The organism is Paenarthrobacter sp. NyZ202, from assembly GCF_049860755.1.
Taxonomy (GTDB): Bacteria; Actinomycetota; Actinomycetes; order Actinomycetales; family Micrococcaceae; genus Arthrobacter.
In genome coordinates, this window is sequence record NZ_CP187556.1 from 1,389,445 (window position 1) to 1,410,048 (window position 20,604).

Sequence of the window (20,604 nt, forward strand, 5' to 3'; positions counted from 1 at the left end):
GCCGGACACGCTGACCAGGCGTTGCCGGCCTTTCGGCTAGAATTGGATGTTCAGTATTGCTTGCCGGGGGACAGGAAGACGGAAACCATGACGGAAGTCGCCAAGCGCAAAACGGGCAGGATCCTCGCGATCGTGGGGATCTGCGCTGCCATAGCCGCAGGCGGTGTCGGCGTTGCCACCATCCCGGGTCTGCTGCCGGGGTCCGGAACCAACAGCGCCACCACCGCGCAGCCGACCCCCACGCCGGAGGCCAAGCCCGTTGAACTGGGTGTTACGCCCTTGGACGGAGCCGTCGAATGGAATCCAGTGGTCGGCCCGCAGATCAAGGCCGTCAACGGCAAGATCAAGGATGTCGTCCTGGCCCCTGTGGGCGGCGGGGAACCGGTCAAGGGCACCACGGGTCCCGACGGCACTACCTGGACCACCCAGGAGGTTTTGCAGTTCAAAACCCAATACAGCTACTCCTTTACTGTGGTGGATACCGCAGGCAAGGAAACCAGGAAGACCCAGACCTTCACCACGGTATCTGCGGCGTACGAGGCAGATGCTTCGATCTACCCGCGCAATGGTGCCGTGGCCGGGACCGGGCAGCCCATTGAAATCAACTTCAGTGAACCTGTGCTGGACAAGGCGGCCATGGAGAAGCGGGTAGGCATCACCGTTTCCTCCGGCCAGCCGGTGGCGTGGCACTGGTACTCGGACAAGAAGGTGCGGATCCGTCCTGAGGCCTTCTGGGCGGCGGGAACCACGGTCACTGTGGACATGAAACTGCTGGGCGTGGACTTCGGCAACGGCATGATCGGAAACGGAGACGTCACCTCCACCTTCACCACCGGGCCGCAGCGCATTGCCGTAGTGGACGACAAGACCAAGACCATGAACGTCTACATCGACGGGCAGTTGGCGCATACGGCTCCGGTTTCCCTGGGCGGCGAGGACTGGTTGTCGCCTACCGGGTACGCCGTCATCATGGAACAGGAGCGGCATTCCAACTTCAATGCCGGGACCATCGGCCTGAAGCCCGGAGACAAAGGGTACTACCCGCCGTTGGTGGTGGAGTACGCCAACCGCCTCACCTGGTCCGGGGTCTACGTCCACCAGGCACTCGAAGCTGCATGGAGTTCCATCGGCGTGGCCAACGTCTCGCACGGCTGTGTGGGCCTGCTGCCCAAGGACGCCGCGTGGTTCTTCAACAATATGAAGACCGGCGATGTGGTGCAGATCCTCAATACGGGAGCCCCCGCGGTTGAGCCGCTGGAGGGCTTCGGGGACTGGAACATTCCCTGGGCCTCCTACGCCCAGAGGTAAGCCGCTGCCTAACCGTCAGTGAACGGAAGGCGGCTCAGCCGGGCGCCAACGGATGAATTGCGTTGCTCGGCCTGGCGCAGGCGGTTGAGTTCACGGTTGCGGCGCTCCCCGAGCACTGCCCCGATGTAGTCCTCGGGAAGTGTGCCGGCGGGCGGGGGAGGAGCCACGAAACCTGCCAGTTCAGTGGCCAGCGATCCGGCCATCCTGCTGCGCGAGGTTGGTGCCATCAAATAAGCCTGCTGCACAAAAGTACCCGCACGCCGCGCGGTGGCGTCCGGCACCCTCCCGATATCGGCCATGGATACCCATGCCTGCAGGTAGGGCGGGGCCGCCGGCAGGATCCGCGGCACCGAGGGGACGCGCTGCCGGAGGGAGTAGGTACCGGCAACAACGTCGCCAAGGCGCTTGGACCGCTCGTTGAACAGCGCCACAGCGATGGCCAGGCCTCCGAACGTCAGGTAGACCTCCAGGAATCCAAGGAGCCCCCGGATGACGGCATGCCGGAAGCGGATGGCGCCGCCGTCGTCGCGCACGATCCTGAGTCCGGCAGCCAGCTTGCCCAACGACCGCCCGCGGGTGAGCGTCTCCACTGTGACCGGCACGATCACGAAGGAAAAGACCACGCTGAAGATGATCGCAGCCCGCATGGCGGCCTCGTCCCAGTCTTCTGAGGCCATGGCGATGAGGATGATGAGCACGACCAGCAGAATCACGTGGACGATGACATCCAGGATGAGGCCAAGGGCCCTCGCGGCGAATGAGGCCGGGCGAAGTTCCAGGACAACTGCCTCGCCAGTGATGATCGAACTCAAGACCGCCCCCCGGTTCTGCTTTGTCCGGGTCCGGCTGATACCGACCCCTGCAGCACGAGTCTATCTCTGCCTCCGGATGGACGCCCCCGGGGCCGGCAGGGATTAGTGTGGTGGCGTGGACATCGATGCCTTCTCGGCGGTGCATGGGGAAAAATGGTCGCGGCTCACGCTGCTGGCCCATAAGCGCAGGCTGACCGGGGCTGAAGCCGACGAACTGCTGCGCCTGTATCAGACAGTTTCTGCGCACCTTTCACTCATACGGTCGGTGGCACCGGAATCGGCCGTGTCGTCGTCGTTGTCCGCAGCGCTGGCGCAGGCCCGCACCCGCTTCACCGGTGCCCGTTCCAACTTCATGGAGGACCTGGCCCGGTTCTTCGTGATCTCCCTCCCGGCGGCTTTCTACCGCATCCGCTGGCTGACGGTGTGGTGCGGGGTGTTCTTCGTTGTGGTCGGAAGTGCCTACGCCTTCTGGATCGGAACGTCCACAGAGGCGCTGCGCGCGGTGGCGAGCGAGGAAGAAGTCCGCCGCTATGTGGAGGAAGACTTTATCGATTACTACTCCGAGAACCCTGCTGCCTCCTTCGCCGGCGCGGTCTGGACGAACAATGCCTGGATTTCCGCGCAAGCCGTTGCCTTTGGCATCACCGGCTTCTGGGTCCCCATGATCCTGTTCCTCAACGCCCAGGGCGTCGGAGTCGCCGCGGGCCTGTTCGTGGCCACCGGGAAATTGGAGATCTTCTTCAGCTACATCCTTCCCCACGGGCTCATGGAACTCACGGCCGTGTTCATTGCCTGCGCAGCCGGCCTGAGGATTTTCTGGGCCATGGTCCGCCCGGGGCCGCGGACGCGGATGCAGGCGGTGGCCGACGAAGGGCGCTCGCTGATCACCGTGGCTTTGGGGCTCGTGCTGGTCCTGCTGGTGTCCGGCGTGGTGGAAGGCTTCGTCACGCCAAGCCCGCTGCCTGTCTGGGCGAAGATCGCGATCGGCGCGCTGGTGCTCGCCGCGTACTGGGTCTATACCCTGGTTTTGGGACGCAGGGCTTTCCGCTCCGGCGCCACCGGCGACCTGGACGCCCACGACGCCGGGTACCGCGGCATCGCTGCCTAGCACCTTACAGTTGCGTTTCAATGTGGCGGCCTGCGGGGTGGCAGAGCGTGTCAGAGCAAGCCCTGACTGTAGGCTCGAATGCAGACAAGAGAGCCGGCAATGTTCGAATGCCGGTCGATGCCTACGGAAGTGGAAACGCTGTGAGCGAGAAGACCCCCAAACCACAGGAACCGGATACGGACGTCCATGACGACACCGAGGAACCGGCCTTTGACTGGATGAAGCCGCAATCATCCAGTGGTTCTTCCGCGGCAGCTTCTCCGGCCTCCGCCGGGCCCGCAGCGGCTGCCTCGTCCACTGTGCCCGATTCGGGGCAGGCGCCAGGGCAAGCCGTGACCGGACAGCCCGAAAGCCGTGCCGACCGCAAAGCTGCCGAAGCCGCCGATGCGGACCCCGAACCGCCGCTCTTTGCTGACACCGTAGCGGCCACCGGAGAACAAACGCGGCACTACTCTGAGTCACTGCCGACGTCGGCGCTCCAGGTGCGGCCACCGGAGGACGAAGTCGCCCGCCGCAACGCTGAACGGGAGCAGGCAGCCAAGGTCAAACCCCTGGGTCCGCGCATCTTCCAGGTCCTCCTCGCCGTTTTCTACCCCATCATCCTGCTCGTTCTCGCAGTCCGGGCCGTCACCAGTCCGCTCTTCCTTTGGGTGGAGTACAACCGGCCGGGATTCCCTGGCGACGGCTACGGCTTCAGCACGGACGACCGCATGACCTACGGATCCTACGCCGTGGACTACCTCAGTAACTGGGCCGGCCCGCGATACTTGGGCGGGCTGGTCAACCAGGATGGCGGAAAGCTGTTCAAGGACAGCGAAGTTGCCCACATGGCCGACGTCAAGCTGGTCATACTGTCGTCCTTCGGCGCGGGACTGCTCCTCATCATCCTCAGCATCATCGCCATCCTGTACTTGCGGAAGCGGAGCCAAGGCGGCGTACGGCGTGGCCTGTTCGCAGGATCAATCGTCACGCTGGCCATCATCATCGGCTTGGCCGTCCTTGCCACGCTGAGCTGGCAGACCTTCTTCACCGAGTTCCACCGCATCTTCTTCGCCAGCGGCACATGGACCTTCGCCTTGGAGGACACCCTCATCCGCTTGTTCCCGGGACAGTTCTGGGTGGACGCGGGGATCGTGATAGCTGCACTGGCCTTCCTGGCAGCGACGCTGACCTTCATCCTGACCTGGCCCACGCGGAAGCGCCGTGGGTTGGGCGCGAAGCAAGAAGGCAAAGAGGAAAACGATGAGGCTCCGGAGGAGGGCCCTGAGGTGGCCGGCGTCCGCTAGCCATTCACAGCTTACGAATATCCGGGTGCAGCCTCTTCCGTTTCGTTCGGAGTTGCTTGACGAGCCCTCGCACCCGGTTCAGGAATAGCGCCCGTAGTTCGCCGTTCGGAGCTACGGAGCTGAAGACAACGGCGAGCATCACTGCCGCGTCCAATCGGAGAATCAGCCACGCGCGGACGGTTCAGATACGCGCACGTGGTGGTTCATTTCGCGTAAAGCTTTTCCACCGCCCCGGAGAAGTCCTTGACCACGGCGGCGCGCTTGAGTTTCAGCGACGGCGTGAGGTGCCCCGATTCCACAGTGAGCTCGGCATTGATGAAGCCGAACTTCTTGATGGACTCCGCTGCGGATACCAGCGTGTTGGCCCCATCCACCGACGATTGCACGGCTGCACGGACGCGTGGATCCCGGGCAGCGTCGGCAGGGGAGAGAAGCGGCACTTTGTTCTCCTCGCACCAGTCGGCCAGGCCTTCGGCGTCAAGGGCCACCAGGGCAGCTACGAAAGGACGCCCGTCGCCTACCACCACCGCCTGGCCCACCAACGGGTGCTCCCGCAGTTTTTCCTCCAGAGGTCCGGGTGCCACGTTCTTGCCGCCGGCCGTGACCAGCAGGTCCTTCTTCCGGCCCGTAATGGTCAGGAACCCGTCCTTGTCCAACTGGCCGACGTCGCCGGTGCGGAAGAATCCGTCCACGAAAGCCTCCGCGGTGGCCTGCTCATTGCCGTGATAACCCTTGAAGACGCCGATTCCCCTAACCAGGATTTCACCGTCGGAGGCAACCCGGATGGTGGTACCGGGCAGTGGAATGCCTACCGTCCCGATGCGGGACATGGTAGGCGTGTTGACGGTGCAGGGGGCGGTGGTTTCCGTAAGCCCGTAGCCCTCCAGGACGGGTACGCCCGCGCCGTGGAAGAAGTGGTTCTCCCGAAGGCTGAGCGGGCTGGCGCCGGAGACCGTGTACCCCACGGCACCGCCAAAAGCGTCCCTGACCCGGGGGTAGAGGAGCTTGTTGAACGCCTTGTGCTTCAAGCTGAGCAACCAACCGGGGCCGCTGCCCTCCCCGCGTGAGGCGAGGTCTGCCGCCGTCGAATATTCCACGGCGGTCGCCGAAGCTGCGGCAAAGAGCGCCGCTTTTCCGGACATGGCGGCCTTGTGGGCTGCGCCGGCGTAGACCTTCTCAAAGATTCTGGGCACGGCCAGCAGGAATGTGGGTTTGAAGGCTCCGAGGTCGGCCATGAGGCCATTGGCTCCGGCGCTGTGTCCCAAGGTGACTCCGGCAGTCAGGCACACGACCTGCACAGCCCGTGCCAGCACGTGTGCCAGAGGGAGGAACATCAAGGTCCTGGCGCCCTCCTGCATCAGGAGTTCGGGGAGGAACGGGATGACGTTCCTGGCCACGAGCACGAAGTTGCCGTGGGTGATTTCGCAGCCCTTGGGGTTGCCGGTGGTGCCGGAGGTGTAGACGATGGAGGCGACATCTGCCAGGTTGGCTTTGCTGCGTTGCCGTTCCAGCTCGGCATCGGTGATACCGCTTCCGACGGCGGCCAGGCTGGTCAGGTTATGCGCCTCGCCTTCATGCTCCATCCGGATGATCGTCACGGGATCGTCACCGAGAGCAGCCGACTTTTCCACCAACGCGTGAACCATCGCGCCCTTGCCGGCGTGTTCGACGAAGATGCGGCGCGCGCCGGAATCCACGAGGATCCACTCGATCTGGCTGGCCGAGGACGTCTCGTAGATGGGGACGGTGACGCCACCCGCCATCCAGATGGCAAAGTCCACCAGTGTCCACTCAAAACTTGAGTGGGACAGGACAGCCACAGGATCTCCTGGAGCAACACCACCGGCGATCAGCCCTTTGGCCAGTGCCTGCACATCGGCCAGGAATTTTGCCGCGGGTACGTTGAGCCAGCCGTTGGGAGTCTTGTGGGCGTACAGGATCCCGTAGGGGTCCTTGTGGCAGCGTTCCAGAAGGAGGTCCGTCACGTTGGTGTCCTCGCCGGCCTCCACCAAGAGTTCCGTGCTTGCTTCCCTCACTACCCTGATCACTTTCTGCCTGGATGGGTGTCTTGTACCCGGCTCCTTCGAGGTTCCCCGCGTGTCCAGCCTAAATCCACGACGGCATCCACATACGCATCCGCCACTCCTGGTAGCTGACTACTTCGGCCGTCAGCACGGGGTAGAAGAAGGCCGTAGCCATCACGGCCAGCACCACAACGATGGCGAGCATGTAGAGGCCGGAGCGCCTGCGCCAGGGTGGATCGCTGCTGCGGCCGAGCACCAGCCCCAGGACATAGGTCACTGCCAGCACCAGGAACGGCTCGAACGAGACTGCATAGAAGATGAACATGGTGCGTTCGGGGTACATGAACCACGGGAGATATCCCGCAGCGACGCCTGCCAGGATGGCCCCGGCCCGCCAGTCCCGGCGGCCTGCCCACCAAAACAGCAGGATCACCAGGGCGATGGCGCCACCCCACCAGACAATGGGGTTGCCCAGGGGAGAGATTGCAGCCGAGCACGTTTCCACCACACAGCCCGCCGTCCCCTGCTTGGGGGACTGGTAGTAGAACGAGGTGGGCCGCCCCATAGCCAGCCACGTCCAGGGGCTGGATTCATACGGGTGGTCGGAGCTGAGGCCCTGATGGAACTTGTAGGCTTCCAGGTGGTAATGCGCAAGCGATCGTACCGGGTTGGGCAGCCAGTCCCAGCCCGGCGCCGGATTGGTGACCGCCCACTGCCGGTAATACGCATCCCTGGACAGGAACCACCCGGTCCATGTGGCCGTATAGGTGACGGCCATCGCAGGGATGATGGTCAGGAATGCCGGAATGCCGTCTTTGATGATCGCGGCACTCGGCCAACTCCGGATGCCGGCAATCCGGCGTGCGCTCATATCCCAGAACACCGTCATCAGGCCGAACGCCGCCACGAAAAAGAGGGCTGACCATTTGGTGCCCACGGCCAGCCCCAGGCATATACCGGCCACGAGACGCCACCAACGCATGCCCAGCCAGGGACCGGACAGGAGCTGGACCGCCGTGGGCCGCTTGCCGGGCGAAGCAGCCGCTTGCGCGGCGAGCCGGGCTGCCAGACGACGGCGGCCGTCGTCGCGGTCCAGCAGGAGCGCACCGAAGGCGGCAAGGATCCAAAAGGCGAGGAAGATGTCCAGCAGCGACGTCCTGGACAACACGAGGTGGTGGCCGTCGATCGCCAGCAGCAGCCCGGCGACAGCGCCAAGGGTGTGCGAATGGAAGAGTTTCAGCGCGATCAGGGACACGAGGAATACCGTCAGCGTGCCCGTCAAGGCCGCGCCGAACCGCCATCCGAAAGGGTTGTCCGGCCCAAACAGCCACATACCGAATGCGATCATCCATTTGCCGACGGGCGGGTGGACTACGTATTCAGGGGTGCTCAGGAGGACATCGGGGTTGCCGGCGTTGAAGGAGTCGTTGGCTTTCGCCGGCCAACTGCGCTCGTAGCCGCTGACCAGATAGGAGTAGGCGTCCTTGACGTAGTAGGTCTCGTCAAAGACCAGGCTGTGCGGCGTTTCAAGGCGGAAGAAGCGGAGGATTCCCCCGATGGCGGCGGTGATGGCCGGGATGAGCCAAAACCATAAACGCAACGACGGCGGGTAGTCCCGCCAGCTTTGGATCCCGCCGATGAGCCTGGTCCGCAATGCTTCCGCGGTGAAGGCTTCGCTTGGCCGCTGCACCCACCGATGACCTTCAAGCCCGCGTCCGTGGCCAGCCCCGCCGCCCAAGGCTGACCCCGATGGCTGCCAGGCCATCAGTTTCCTTACCGGTTGATGGGCTACAAATCCTTGTGCCGTCGCCTCGGGCCCTTTGGGCGGGGACGGCGTCACGGGAGTCCCGGAATCTGTATCAGGAACGGACGACTGGTTCACCCGCCCATGCTACCTGTCGATTCTTGGTGCAAAGCTGAAATGCCGGTCGGCACGCGCGGGCACTAGGCTTGGCCTGTGGAAAAAGAACGTAGTGAGCCTGCTGAGGCGTCCTTGGACAACGAGTTTCCTGAGGACGGGCTGGAAGCGCCCGCACAGGCTGACGGCACCGGGACCGGCAGGATCGTCCTGGCGGCGACCCCGATCGGGAACGTAGGCGACGCTTCGTCCCGCCTGATTGAGCTGCTGGGCAGCTCCGACATCATTGCCGCCGAAGACACCCGCAGGCTGCACCGGCTGGTCCATGCCCTGGGGGTCGAGGTCTCCGGTCGGGTGATCAGTTACCACGAACACAATGAGGCCACCAAGACCGGCGAACTCCTGGAACAGGTGCGCGCAGGCAAAAGCATCCTCATGGTCAGCGACGCCGGAATGCCCGCAGTATCCGACCCTGGGTTCCGCTTGGTGGAAGGCGCTGTCGCTGCCGGGCTCACGGTCACCGCAGTCCCTGGCCCATCGGCTGTGCTGACGGCCCTGGCGTTGTCCGGCCTGCCCACGGACCGTTTCTGCTTCGAAGGTTTCCTGCCGCGCAAGGCCGGTGAACGCAGCTCCCGCCTGGCCGACCTGGCCGATGAACGCCGCACGATGGTGTTCTTTGAAGCGCCGCACCGCCTGGAAGTGATGCTTCGGGCCCTGCACGAACGCTTCGGCCCGGATCGCCGCGGAGCGGTCTGCCGTGAACTGACCAAGACCTATGAGGAAGTCATCCGCGGAAGCCTGCGCGAGCTGCTGGAATGGGCGGAGACCAACGAGGTCCGGGGCGAGATCGCCGTGGTGGTCGGTGGTGCACCTGAACAGGCCCCGGCGAAGCCCGAGGACCACGTTGCCGCCGTCAACGGGCTCGTTTCCCAAGGCATCCGCCTGAAAGAAGCCGTGGCAGCGGTGGCCGACGACGCCCGCATCAGCAAGCGGGAGCTGTACGCGGCGGTGCTCGCGGCCCGGTGACAGCCCTGTGCAGCTGCACAAATTGAGAGGCGCGGGGCAGTGCGCGAAGGCGTAGACACTGCTTCCGGCCGGGCAGTACCGTGGCAGTAATTCAAGCCACTTCTGGCAAGGAACCCTAGTGGTGCAACACTCCAAAAGCACCCAAGACGAAGGAGTCGCCATGACTGTCACGGTTGAGCGCGAAAGCGAACTGCTGGCTTCCGTCCCCACTGGCCTGCTGATCAACGGTCAGTGGCGTCCGGCGGGATCCGGAAAGACTTTTGATGTTGAGGACCCGGCCACGGGCAAGGTCCTGCTCAGCATCTCCGACGCCGGTGCCGAAGACGGTGCCGCAGCTCTGGACGCGGCTGCTGCCGCACAGGCTGACTGGGCACGCACCGCTCCGCGCGAACGCGGGGAAATCCTGCGCCGCGCCTTCGAACTCGTCACGGAGCGCGCCGAGGACTTCGCCCTGTTGATGACCCTGGAAATGGGCAAGCCGTTGGCCGAAGCCCGCGGCGAGGTTGCCTACGGTGCCGAGTTCCTGCGCTGGTTCTCCGAAGAGGCTGTCCGCGTATCGGGCCGCTACTCCGCCGCTCCGGACGGCAAGAACCGCCTCCTCGTGCAGAAGAAGCCGGTTGGCCCCTGCCTGCTGATCACCCCCTGGAACTTCCCGCTGGCCATGGCCACCCGCAAGGTGGCCCCGGCCGTCGCCGCGGGTTGCACCATGGTCCTCAAGCCCGCAAACCTGACCCCGCTGACCAGCCTCCTGTTCGCCCAGGTCATGCAGGAAGCCGGTCTCCCGGCAGGTGTCCTGAACGTCATCCAGACCTCCACCGCCGGTGCCGTCACCGGTCCGCTGATCAAGGACGACCGCCTCCGCAAGATCTCCTTCACCGGCTCGACGCCGGTGGGCCAGGCCCTGATCCGCGAAGCCGCGGACAAGGTCCTGCGCACCTCCATGGAACTGGGCGGCAACGCACCGTTCGTCGTCTTCGAGGACGCCGACCTGGACAAGGCAGTCGAAGGCGCCATCGCAGCCAAGATGCGCAACATGGGCGAGGCCTGCACTGCAGCCAACCGCTTCATTGTCCACGAGTCCATCGCCGACGCCTTCGCTGAGAAGTTCGCGGCCAGGATCGGTTCGCTCACCACCGCCCGCGGCACCGAGCCGGAGTCCAAGGTCGGTCCGCTGATCGACGGCAAGGCCCGCGACGGCGTCCACGCCCTGGTTGCCGACGCCGTGGCCGGTGGCGCCGAGGCAGTCACCGGTGGTGCCGCCGTCGACGGTCCCGGTTACTTCTACCAGCCCACCGTGCTGAAGAACGTCGCCGAGGACGCCCGCATCCTGCAGGAAGAGATCTTTGGACCGGTCGCCCCGATCATCAAGTTCTCCACCGAGGACGATGCGATCCGCCTGGCCAACAACACCGAATACGGCCTGGTGGCCTACGTCTTCACCAAGGACCTCAACCGTGGCCTGCGCGTCAGTGAGCGCCTCGAGACCGGCATGCTCGGGCTCAACGCCGGCGTCATCTCCAACGCCGCAGCACCGTTCGGTGGCGTCAAGCAGTCCGGGCTGGGCCGCGAGGGCGGTTCCGAAGGCATCGAAGAGTACCTCTACACCCAGTACGTAGGTATCGCGGACCCGTACGCCGACTAGGCATCGCAGGATCCGCATCCGCCGCTCTCGCAACAAGAACGGCCGGCACCGGTAAAGGCCCGGCACTGGAACCACAAGTTCCGGTGCCGGGCCCTTGCCCATTCGTAGGCCTGGTGTTGCCTAGCGGCGCTGGGGGAGAAGGCCCCGGGCGGCCCGTCCGGAACGCACTGCCGCGCGGCCCACATGCCGGGCCCCGGAAGCCACAGCGCGGAACGGCGCCCCCAGGGCGTGGACCCACCGGCGCATCAACGACGGCGGCAGCCAGGTGGCGCGGAAGCGGGCCACCCAGCCGGCGTTGTTCCGCAACGATTGACGGACGACGCCGATCCTCGCCGATGCTGCGGAAGGGACCACTGCGGAACGGCCGTAGCGTTGCCTCTCGAAGTCCGAGGTGAGGGAGGCAACCGCTGTGTGCGCGGCGTCGTCCAGTCCTCCCGGCTCTCCCAGAGCCCTGCTGGAGCGCAGGCGCGCCGAGAAATGTCGAGGAGTTTCACTCGGTCTGGACGGCACCCCGAAATCGGTGGCAAGGTCCTGGAGCTCCGCCCAGGCCAAGGCGGCCGAAGGATCCTGGAAACCCGGCGGGCGGCTTTCCACGGGCGGGCCGCGCCGGTTGAGCCGCCGCCGGCGGACCACGGTCCTGCTGAGCCACGGAGAGGCCAGGAACCCGAGAACCAGGACCACGGCGCCGGCGGTAGCCAGAATGCCGGGCAGCGGATCGGGCGCCGCAGCGGTGCCGGCCGGAGTACCTGTCGGCGGCAAGGGAGCAACTGAAGGGGCGGGCGTGGCCGGTGTGGAAGGAACCTCTTTCTCGTCCGCGTTGGTGCTCAGGTTGCCGGGCACGGACGATTCAGTGGCGTAATCGGGAACAAAACCCCGCGACGGCGTGGGCTCAAAGGGAACCCAGCCGAGGCCCTCGAAATACAGTTCCGGCCATGCATGGGCGTCGCGGGCATCGACCTCGTATTCGGGGAAGGAACCCTGTCCCACCAACGACACTGTCTCCCCGGTGAGGCGGCCGGGAGCATAACCAACGGCAATGCGGCTGGGGATGCCCTCCACCCTCGCCATGACGGCCATGGCTGAGGAGAAGTGAACGCAGTACCCGCTCTTGACCGACAGGAAATCGGCCAGGACGGACAGGCCGTTGCCGTCGTAACCGTTCTGGACCGGAGCCTGCAGGGAATACGTGAACTCTGTGGAGCGCAAGTACTTCTGGATCGCCAGGGCCTTGGCGTAGTTGCTGCCCGCGGAAGCTGTCACGGTGTCGGCGGTTTCACGGACGATGCCCGGGAGGTTGCCGGGAACCCGAAGGAAGTCCTCCGGGATGGACTGGGCAGCGGCTGTAGCCTGCGACAGCGACTGGGCCGTCACCTTGGGAGTTGCCGAAAAGACCACGTAACGCTGTGACAGCGTGCTGGTCTCGGTGCTCATGATGCTCAAGGTTGCCGGATCCCAGGTCCAGCGCCCGTTGAGCCCGTTCACGGAGACCGGGGCAAAGGGTGCCGGCAGGTAGGGACTGGTGAAAAGCCCTGCATTGATGGATGTCACCGCGTTCACGACTTCGCCCTGTACAGAGTACCCCGTCTCCATCCTGTCCGCCCCGGCCCGGCGCGTGGCCGAGCGGTCGTCCGGGGCCCAGGTCTCGCCGTCGAAGTGGTCGATGGTGACCGACCGCAAATACAGCGGCGAACTGGAACTCGTGGCATAGGTGATCCGCCCGGCGCCCGTAGGGCTGCGGAGGCTGTTGCCCAGAGTGATCATGGGGTTGAGCCCGTTGGATGTGCCCCACGGGCTCAACCGCGACCCCTGCGGGAACGTACCGGTTTCGAAGCCGGGGATGGCCACCGGAACAACCATGGTCAACCCCAGCGCCACGGCCCCGGTCACCACGGCCCTGCGGAACTGACCCGAACTGCGGGGTGCGCCCGACTGGAGGCGGGAATCCGGGGCGAACCACTGGCTGCACCCCACGATCAGCAGGAAGCCGACCACACCTCCTATGAACCCGGGCAGACCCACGCTCTGGGGCTTGATGGTGGCCGGGACCACCATGATCGCAAGGATCCCGATACCGCTCGCCGCAGGCATGGCGAGCGGTACCGCCAACGCGTCAACAAGGATGACCAACAGGCCCAGGCAGGCACAGGCAACAAACACGATGCCCGCGTTCGGCGCCACCGGGGAACTCTCCGAGACAACCGTCTCGGCCGCCCTTTTGATGTGCCTGCCCACGGCTTCGAAGGTCCCGGCTGTGGGGATGAACCCCGCAAGGCTCTCCTGCCGGCAGAACGTGAACGCCAGGATTCCCGCCAGGGAAGCCAGTGCCCCCACCGTGGCGAGAATCGGCTGCACGCGAAGTGTCCGGAGGATGGCAAGCGCCAGTGATACCACCACCACCGTGGTGATCAATGGCATGAGCCAGGCCCAACCCCGGAAGACGCCATTGAGGGACAGTGAAGCACCCAGCACGGCCACAGCCACGGCGCCCGCCATCGCCCATGCATACAGGGAATTCCCCTGGCGGCGTGGTGTGCCCTGCTCCGTAGTTCGTGGTCCGCCGTCGGGTTGCCGGGACGGCTGGGTGGCGGATGCCGCCCGGTGGGACGTGGCAGTCATCGCGGCACCGCCGCTCCACGCCGTACGTCCATGGCTGCACTCGCGGCCTTCATGATGCCGCCCTCGTCGAACGCCGCCCACGCCTCCGCCAGCGGCGTTTTGGAGGTCACGGCCACTACCCGCCAGCCGTCGCGCCGCAGCGTCTCCACCACTTGGTCAACGTTGCGTGAAGGGTCGGTGACCAGCAGGGCGAAAGCATTCGCGCCATAACCTGCCGCCGGTCCCAGGGCTTTCGCTTCGGCAAGCGGGATGTTGCCCAGCAAGGCAAGCAGGGGACCGCGCAGGCGGTGGGCGGCCAGCTTGTCCATGAGGCGGTCATCGAAGGCCGAGTCCACCGCGTCGTCAGCGGCCGGCCGTTGCTCAGTGGCGGACCCCTGGTGTTCGGCCCGGTGGTGCCTCGGCCCGCTCAGTTCAATGGCAGCCAGGCCCTCGGCAATGGCATGGAGTCCGCCGGCACCGCTGAATTCCTCAGCCAAAGGGTCCGAGGCCGAGCGTGAACGCGCCAACGCCGGATTGCCGAAGACATCGAGGGTCCGCACCGAGTAGTTGCGTTCGGCAAGATGGGCGCTGATGGACATGGCCGCTGTCACGGTCCACTCAAAGCCGGGACTCGTGACCAGGTCCGAATCGTCGTCGTGACCGCCGAACATGGAACCGGCACCTTGCGAAAACGCGGTGAAACGCTGGTCGAGGATGATGGTGGCTTCAGGTGTGGTGACGGATTCCTCCTGGCGAACCATCAGCTGTCCGTGACGGGCCGTTGCCGGCCAGTGCACGCGACGCATTGAATCGCCGTGCCGGTATTCGCGGGTCATGACATCGTCGTCGCTGGGATTTGCCCGGATGCGCGTGGCGGTGACGCCGTCGTTGCCCCGCGCGCCTGCCAGGCCGGTCGCGGGAAGTTCGACGGCGGCAGGCGTCACGGTGAGGAGGTCGCCGTCGTCGATTGCATGGCGCCGCAGCGACAAACCGAACGGGTCGCTGAACTCGGCCGTCACCGGGCCGATACGGAACTGGCCGCGCTTGCCCGACCGCAGATGGTATTCGTAGCGGCTGGTGCCGCCGGACGCGGACCGGGCGGGGAACCGGAAGGCCGGTGGATCGCCGAAGCGGGGAGGCAATTGTTCCTCCATGATCACGTGGCCGGTCGCGAATCCCGTCCTGGCAACGGCCAATCGAACGGTGGTGGGCATCGACGTCTCCACCGTCGCAGGGTTGAACTCGCGGTACACCTGGAACCTTGGCTTCAACACCCGGACCCCGGCCAAGGCCACCAGGGGCAGCAGAATCAGGAACACCGCCAGCGTCAGGAGATCGCGCCGGCCCATGATGTGGGCGGACACCAGTGATACCGCCCCGGCAGCCAGCAGTCCCCAACCCCGGTTGGTGAACAGATGTTTCGGAAGCCGGTCCACAAGTGCCATTCGGTCATCCTCCTAGGCGGAGTGCCTGTCCCGGCGCCACGCACCGGGCGGTTCCTGGGCAACCGGCAGCGACGAAAGGATGCCCCGGATGACGGTCTGGGGCGTATCGCCGGAACTGGCCGCCTTGCGGTCGAGGATGATGCGGTGGGCGAGGACGGACTCCGCAACGTCAACGACGTCGTCCGGGAGGACAAAGTCGCGTCCATCCAGGGCGGCCGTTGCCTTTGCCGCACGCAACAGCTGAAGCAGGGAGCGGGGGCTGGCGCCCAGGCGCAGCCGGGAGCTTTCCCGGGTAGCCCGGCCAATGGCAACCGTGTACTCCTTGATGGCGGTGGATACATGCACCTGCTGGACGGTGGCGATCATGGCGGCGACATCGGCGGCAGAGACCACGGGACTCACCTGGGCCAGCGGCGAAGCGGACTGGTGGGTCTCGAGCATCTCGATCTCCGCTTCCTGGTCCGGATACCCCATGGAAATCCTCGCCATGAAGCGGTCACGCTGGGCCTCCGGCAGGGGATAGGTGCCTTCCATCTCGATGGGATTCTGCGTGGCAACCACCATGAACGGCAGTCCCAGCTGGTAGGAGTGTCCGTCCACCGTGACCTGGTGTTCCTCCATGCATTCCAGCAATGCCGACTGGGTCTTGGCGGAAGCCCGGTTGATCTCGTCGCCGATGACGATGTTGGCGAACACCGCGCCCGGCCGGAACTCGAACTGGCGCGACGACTGGTTGTAGATGGAGACGCCGGTGACGTCGGAGGGCAGCAGGTCGGGCGTGAACTGGATGCGGGAAACAGTGCAATCCACGGTACGGGCCAGGGTCTTGGCCAGCATCGTCTTGCCGACGCCGGGGACGTCCTCCAGCAAAAGGTGCCCCTGGGCCAGAAGGACGGTCAAAGCCAGCTTGGTGGCGTCGGCTTTACCGTCGATTACTTTGCTGATGGCGTCCAGGATGCGCTGGCTGGCGTCATGGAAACGCTCCGGATCCATGACCTGGTGACGATGCCCGTTGAGCGCAGCCGCGTCCCGGGGCAAGGTTCCATAAGCCTCGCCCTGGAGCATGGAAGGATCAACGGTGACTTGTCGCTTGGACTCCATGAACTGCCCTTCAGCCGTGGCCAATGCCGCTGTTGGCCGCTTGTCCGTTCCAGACTACCCAGTCTTTGGCCGTCGCTTACAGAGTGCTGGATGAATTTATGTGCCAAGTGGAATTTATGCCCGAGCCCGGCAGGGGCCGGTGGGGACCGCGGTCCGATTATGGTGGATCCATGTGCAATTCGCTCGCTCCCGCTCCCTACCGCCCGGCGCCCGGTGCCACGGAGGTCCAGGACTCCCGCAAGGAATATCCCCCGGCCCCGGAACCACTGCCGGTGCCGGTCATGGACAACCACACCCACCTGGACTTCCGCCACGGCCTGATCGAAGTGGCGGTCAGCGATGCCATGGATGCCGCCGCTGCCGTAGGGGTACAAGGTGCCGTGCAGGTGGGATGCGATCTTGAATCCTCACGTTTTACGGTGCAGGCAGTCGATACGGATCCCCGGCTGCTGGGAGCTGTGGCCATCCATCCCAACGATGCGCCTGTCTATGCAGGACGTGGCGAGTTGGAAAGCGCCCTGGTTGAGATCGAAGAGCTCGCCCGGCATCCACGCATACGTGCCATTGGGGAGACCGGCCTGGATTTCTTCCGGACCCATGGCGAAGGCCTTAAGCACCAGCGGTACTCGTTCCGGCGTCACATCGATATCGCCAAGCGACTGGGGCTGACCCTGCAGATCCACGACCGGGATGCCCACGATGACGTGGTGCAGGTCCTGATGGAAGAAGGGGCGCCCGAGCGCGTGGTATTCCACTGCTTTTCCGGAGATGAAGAGCTGGCCCGGATCTGCAACGACAACGGCTGGTACATGTCCTTCGCCGGAACCATGACCTTCAAGAACGCCGCCAACCTCCGGGCAGCCCTGGCCATCGCCGAACCCACCCGGATCCTGGTGGAAACCGACTCCCCGTTCCTTACCCCGCACCCGTACCGGGGCCGCCCGAACGCGAGCTACATGGTGCCCTATACCGTCCGGTCCATGGCCGAAGTGACAAAAGATGACGTCGCTGAACTGTGTACCCGACTGGCCGCCAACACCTTGGAAGCATACGGATCCTGGGACTGACTCCGTTGTCCCGGGATTGCTTCGGGTGGATACCGGGTATGCATTTTTCTTGGCCCGTTTATAACGGATCGGTTACTGTGTACAACTAGTAGCCGGGGTCGGGGAAGGCCTGCGGACAACTGGCTCGGTTCATTCCGGGCTGCTCAGTTGAATCTTCTTGGCGGCGCAGGTGCCGGCAGCAGACGTGGGACCAGGCTTTTTGCCTGGCCCCTCCGTTTTGCGGCTGGCATTGTTTTTTGGCGCTTTTCCCCGTGCCCGGATGGTCTGGGAGTTATGGGCAAACGTGATCAAGTTCTTCACAACGGATGGCAAGTTCAGCTTTCTCAAAGTCGGTGCCCAGCTGCTGGTTGTCGCAGCGCTGGTGGTCGGAGTCGTCGCCTTTGTCGGCAACAACAAGACCGTCACCCTCAATGTGGACGGCAAAGTGAGCTCCATCCAGACTTTCGGCGGCACGGTGGACCAGGTGGTCAAGGCGGCCAAAGTCGAGTTGAAGGACGGAGACAGGGTTTCTCCTTCCCTGGACGCCGCCGTGGACAACGGCTCCGTGGTGAACATCAACTTGGCGAAGGCGGTCTCCATCGAGCTCGATGGCGCCCGCAAGACCGTCAACACCAACGCTTCGGACGTTGCCGGGCTGGTCAGCGAACTCGGGGTGGCCGGTTCGTCGGAAATCTCCCAGCCCAAGGACGCCACACTTGAGGTGCAGGGCTCCTTCGTTTCCATCTCCACTCCCAAGACCATCAGCCTGATCGCTGACGGCAAGGACACCAGCACCACCACCACCGCATCCGACGTCGCCGAGGTCCTCAAGGACGCCGGAATCACGGTCGGAGCCACGGACAGGGTTTCGCAGCCCAGCAATGCCCCGGTCATCCAGGACATGGTGATCAAGGTCTCCCGGGTGGACGCCACCAAGACCGCCGAGGCCACTGAGGAAGTGCCGTTCGAAAGCGTCAAGACCGAGAGCGCCGAGCTCTACAAGGGCGAGGAGAAGGTCACCCAGAAGGGCGTGGCCGGCTCAGTGGTCAAGACCTTCAAACTGGTCCTCGTGGATGGCCGTGAAGCCTCCCGCACCCTGGTCTCCAGCAATGTCACCACCCAGCCTGTGACCGAGAAGATCGCCGTGGGCACCAAGGCCCGCCCCGCTCCCGCCACCAAGGCAGCAACCTCCAGCGGCCCCACCGGTGCGCCGAACGAAGCCATGTGGGACAGGATCGCCCAGTGCGAGTCCGGCGGCAACTGGTCCATCAACACCGGCAACGGATACTACGGTGGCCTCCAGTTCTCCAGCCCCACGTGGCTTGCTAACGGTGGCGGAGCGTACGCCCCCACGGCCAACCTCGCCACCAAGGCACAACAGATTGACATCGCCAACCGTCTCTACGCCAAGAACGGCCTGCGCGACTGGGGTTGCGCGCACGCGGCCTGATCCTGTTCAGGCGATACGATACCTAGGTGACTGAACCGAATTCCGAACCCGCCGCCGTCGTCCCTTTGCTGGGGGCCGCAGACATACGGCGGCTCGCCGGGGAAATCGGTGTCCGCCCCACCAAGACCCTGGGGCAGAACTTTGTGATCGACGGCAACACCATCCGGAGGATCGTGTCCTCGGCGAATATCGGGGCCGACGAGACAGTGCTGGAGGTGGGGCCCGGCCTGGGTTCCCTGACGCTCGGCCTCCTGGACGCGGCAAGCCACGTGGTGGCCGTCGAGATCGATCCTGTCCTGGCCGGAAAGCTCCCGCACACCGTCAGTGAATGGCGGCCCCAGGCCAAGGACAACTTCCACCTGGTGCTCTCCGACGCCATGAAGGTCACCGAGCTTCCCGTGCAGCCAACCGCATTGGTGGCCAACCTGCCCTACAACGTGGCCGTGCCGGTGGTGCTGCACTTGCTGGAACATTTTCCGAGCCTCCAACACGGGCTGGTCATGGTGCAGGACGAAGTAGCCGACCGTCTCGCCGCCACGCCTGGCTCCAAGATCTACGGTGTGCCGTCGGTCAAAGCCGCGTGGTACGGGAAGATGAAGAAGGCAGGGGTGATCGGCATGAATGTTTTCTGGCCCGCTCCCAAGATCCATTCGGGGCTGGTGGCTTTCACCCGCCACGAGCCCCCGGCAACCCACGCCACCCGCGAGCAAGTCTTCGCTGTCATCGATGCAGCCTTCGCCCAGCGGAGGAAAACCCTCAGGGCCGCGCTGGCAGGTTGGGCGGGCAGCGCCGCGGAAGCCGAACGATGCCTGGTGGCGGCCGGCGTCGACCCCACGGCCCGCGGTGAAGTGCTGGACATCTCCGCCTATGTCCGGATCGCCGAAGCCCGCCACACCGTGGCAGCATGACCCCCGGGACGAGAAAGACCGGCGGCCTGCCCTATCCGGCAGACCGCTTCCAGGCCCGGACCGTGCGCGTCAAAGCGCCCGGGAAGATCAACGTCTCCTTGAGCGTGGGCCCCTTGCGCCCGGATGGATACCACTCTGTAGCCAGCGTCTACCTGGCGGTCTCGCTCTACGAGGAAGTCACCGCCACCAGCACCGAGTCCCCGGGTATCACGGTCAGTATCAGCCCGCACAGCACCCTGGACCTGGACGGCGTAGACATTCCGTTGGATGAGAGGAACCTCGCGTACAGGGCTGCCGCGCTGATGGCCGAGATGTCCGAGAAACCCACTGGTGTCCATCTGGAAATCACCAAACGGGTCCCCGTGGCCGGAGGCATGGGTGGCGGCTCCGCTGATGCCGCCGCAACGCTGCTCGCCTGCGATGCGCTGTGGGACAGCGGCCTGTCCCGGGAAGAATTGGCGCACGTTGCCTCCGAACTCGGCGCGGACGTGCCGTTTTCGCTCCTCGGAGGCACCGCCGTCGGGCTTGGTGTGGGCGACAAACTGTCGCCTGCTTTGGCCAAAGCGCAAATGGACTGGGTGCTCGTGTTCGCCGACTACGGGCTCTCCACTCCGGAAGTCTTCCGCACGCTGGATGGCCTCCGTGACGCCGAAGGTGCAGACATTGCAGAACCCGTGGATGTGGATCCCACCATCCTGCAGGCCCTCCGCAACGGCGATCCGGAGACTCTCAGCCGCGTGCTGATCAACGATCTCCAGCGGGCTTCGATCGCTCTGGCGCCGGGGTTGAAGGACACGATCGGGCTGGGCGAGGCCCGCGGTGCCCTCGCGGGAATGGTCTCGGGTTCGGGGCCCACCATCGCGCTCCTGGCCCGGGATGCTGGTTCAGCCGAAGCCCTCGCAGAGGACTTCACCCACCAAGGCCACACTGCCCTTGCGGTCCACGGTCCGGTGCCGGGTGCCCGGATCATCTCCGATACCCTCCTTTAGTACGCA

The 20,604-nt window shown here is 65.0% G+C and carries 15 protein-coding genes; 9 read left to right on the plus strand and 6 right to left on the minus strand.

What is annotated here, in order from left to right; translation table 11 throughout:
- Positions 1-87 precede the first annotated feature (87 nt).
- Positions 88-1,308, plus strand: coding sequence for an Ig-like domain-containing protein (locus ACPFL9_RS06600; RefSeq protein ID WP_426006532.1), 1,221 nt, complete (start codon positions 88-90; stop codon positions 1,306-1,308).
- An 8-nt stretch (positions 1,309-1,316) separates the two neighbouring features.
- Here ACPFL9_RS06600 and ACPFL9_RS06605 read toward each other — a convergent pair whose 3' ends face one another.
- On the minus strand, positions 1,317-2,120 hold the full coding sequence (locus ACPFL9_RS06605) for an RDD family protein (RefSeq protein WP_426006534.1): 804 nt from the start codon (positions 2,118-2,120) through the stop codon (positions 1,317-1,319).
- Positions 2,121-2,235: 115 nt separating this feature from the next.
- Here ACPFL9_RS06605 and ACPFL9_RS06610 point away from each other — a divergent pair, with 115 nt between their 5' ends.
- Positions 2,236-3,228: a stage II sporulation protein M gene (locus ACPFL9_RS06610; RefSeq protein WP_426006536.1), complete on the plus strand. Its 993-nt coding sequence runs from the start codon at positions 2,236-2,238 to the stop codon at positions 3,226-3,228.
- Between the two features lie 140 nt (positions 3,229-3,368).
- Positions 3,369-4,514, plus strand: coding sequence for a TIGR01906 family membrane protein (locus ACPFL9_RS06615; protein ID WP_426006538.1), 1,146 nt, complete (start codon positions 3,369-3,371; stop codon positions 4,512-4,514).
- 203 nt (positions 4,515-4,717) lie between these two features.
- Here the strand turns inward: ACPFL9_RS06615 and ACPFL9_RS06620 are convergent, their stop codons facing one another.
- Together ACPFL9_RS06620 and ACPFL9_RS06625 are read right to left on the minus strand one after the other, a co-directional pair.
- A complete protein-coding gene (locus tag ACPFL9_RS06620) occupies positions 4,718-6,550 on the minus strand; it encodes an AMP-dependent synthetase/ligase (protein ID WP_426006540.1) in 1,833 nt (610 codons plus the stop codon).
- Positions 6,551-6,620: 70 nt separating this feature from the next.
- The gene (locus ACPFL9_RS06625) at positions 6,621-8,303 is read right to left on the minus strand and encodes a dolichyl-phosphate-mannose--protein mannosyltransferase (RefSeq protein WP_426006542.1); all 1,683 of its coding nucleotides are present in this window, start codon (positions 8,301-8,303) and stop codon (positions 6,621-6,623) included.
- Positions 8,304-8,558: 255 nt separating this feature from the next.
- On the opposite strand from ACPFL9_RS06625, the gene rsmI reads away from it, so the two are divergent.
- Both rsmI and ACPFL9_RS06635 read left to right on the plus strand, forming a co-directional pair.
- The gene (gene rsmI / locus ACPFL9_RS06630) at positions 8,559-9,422 is read left to right on the plus strand and encodes a 16S rRNA (cytidine(1402)-2'-O)-methyltransferase (RefSeq protein WP_426007505.1); all 864 of its coding nucleotides are present in this window, start codon (positions 8,559-8,561) and stop codon (positions 9,420-9,422) included.
- Between the two features lie 160 nt (positions 9,423-9,582).
- Positions 9,583-11,064 (plus strand): NAD-dependent succinate-semialdehyde dehydrogenase, encoded by a 1,482-nt coding sequence (locus ACPFL9_RS06635; protein ID WP_426006544.1) that lies wholly within the window; start codon positions 9,583-9,585, stop codon positions 11,062-11,064.
- Positions 11,065-11,184: 120 nt separating this feature from the next.
- Here the strand turns inward: ACPFL9_RS06635 and ACPFL9_RS06640 are convergent, their stop codons facing one another.
- Genes ACPFL9_RS06640 through ACPFL9_RS06650 form a run of 3 tightly spaced genes read right to left on the minus strand, consistent with a single transcriptional unit; the run spans position 11,185 to position 16,205 of the window.
- The gene (locus ACPFL9_RS06640) at positions 11,185-13,680 is read right to left on the minus strand and encodes a transglutaminaseTgpA domain-containing protein (protein WP_426006546.1); all 2,496 of its coding nucleotides are present in this window, start codon (positions 13,678-13,680) and stop codon (positions 11,185-11,187) included.
- Positions 13,677-15,104 carry a DUF58 domain-containing protein gene (locus ACPFL9_RS06645; RefSeq protein WP_426006548.1) on the minus strand — a complete coding sequence of 476 codons (1,428 nt, stop codon included), beginning with the start codon at positions 15,102-15,104 and terminating at the stop codon, positions 13,677-13,679. The genes ACPFL9_RS06640 and ACPFL9_RS06645 overlap by 4 nt, the downstream gene beginning before the upstream one ends.
- A 12-nt stretch (positions 15,105-15,116) precedes the next feature.
- The gene (locus ACPFL9_RS06650) at positions 15,117-16,205 is read right to left on the minus strand and encodes an AAA family ATPase (protein WP_426006550.1); all 1,089 of its coding nucleotides are present in this window, start codon (positions 16,203-16,205) and stop codon (positions 15,117-15,119) included.
- A gap of 170 nt (positions 16,206-16,375) precedes the next feature.
- Between ACPFL9_RS06650 and ACPFL9_RS06655 the strand changes: the two genes are divergently transcribed.
- The 4 genes from ACPFL9_RS06655 to ACPFL9_RS06670 all read left to right on the plus strand — a co-directional run bounded on the left by ACPFL9_RS06655 (position 16,376) and on the right by ACPFL9_RS06670 (position 20,598).
- Entirely contained in the window at positions 16,376-17,272 is an 897-nt protein-coding gene (locus ACPFL9_RS06655) for a TatD family hydrolase (protein ID WP_426006552.1), read from the plus strand.
- Between the two features lie 283 nt (positions 17,273-17,555).
- Positions 17,556-18,701 (plus strand): transglycosylase family protein, encoded by a 1,146-nt coding sequence (locus tag ACPFL9_RS06660; protein WP_426006554.1) that lies wholly within the window; start codon positions 17,556-17,558, stop codon positions 18,699-18,701.
- Positions 18,702-18,727: 26 nt separating this feature from the next.
- Positions 18,728-19,609, plus strand: coding sequence for a 16S rRNA (adenine(1518)-N(6)/adenine(1519)-N(6))-dimethyltransferase RsmA (rsmA, locus tag ACPFL9_RS06665; RefSeq protein WP_426006556.1), 882 nt, complete (start codon positions 18,728-18,730; stop codon positions 19,607-19,609).
- Complete coding sequence (locus ACPFL9_RS06670; protein WP_426006558.1) at positions 19,606-20,598, plus strand: 4-(cytidine 5'-diphospho)-2-C-methyl-D-erythritol kinase; 993 nt, start codon at positions 19,606-19,608, stop codon at positions 20,596-20,598. The genes rsmA and ACPFL9_RS06670 overlap by 4 nt, the downstream gene beginning before the upstream one ends.
- Positions 20,599-20,604: the final 6 nt, after the last annotated feature.

Coding starts and splice junctions, on each gene's coding strand:
- ACPFL9_RS06600 (WP_426006532.1), top strand. CDS start 88: ATGACGGAAGTCGCCAAGCGCAAAACGGGCAGGATCCTCGCGATCGTG.
- ACPFL9_RS06625 (WP_426006542.1), bottom strand. CDS start 8,303: ATGGCCTGGCAGCCATCGGGGTCAGCCTTGGGCGGCGGGGCTGGCCAC.
- ACPFL9_RS06635 (WP_426006544.1), top strand. CDS start 9,583: ATGACTGTCACGGTTGAGCGCGAAAGCGAACTGCTGGCTTCCGTCCCC.
- ACPFL9_RS06640 (WP_426006546.1), bottom strand. CDS start 13,680: ATGACTGCCACGTCCCACCGGGCGGCATCCGCCACCCAGCCGTCCCGG.
- ACPFL9_RS06645 (WP_426006548.1), bottom strand. CDS start 15,104: ATGGCACTTGTGGACCGGCTTCCGAAACATCTGTTCACCAACCGGGGT.
- ACPFL9_RS06650 (WP_426006550.1), bottom strand. CDS start 16,205: ATGGAGTCCAAGCGACAAGTCACCGTTGATCCTTCCATGCTCCAGGGC.
- ACPFL9_RS06655 (WP_426006552.1), top strand. CDS start 16,376: ATGTGCAATTCGCTCGCTCCCGCTCCCTACCGCCCGGCGCCCGGTGCC.
- ACPFL9_RS06670 (WP_426006558.1), top strand. CDS start 19,606: ATGACCCCCGGGACGAGAAAGACCGGCGGCCTGCCCTATCCGGCAGAC.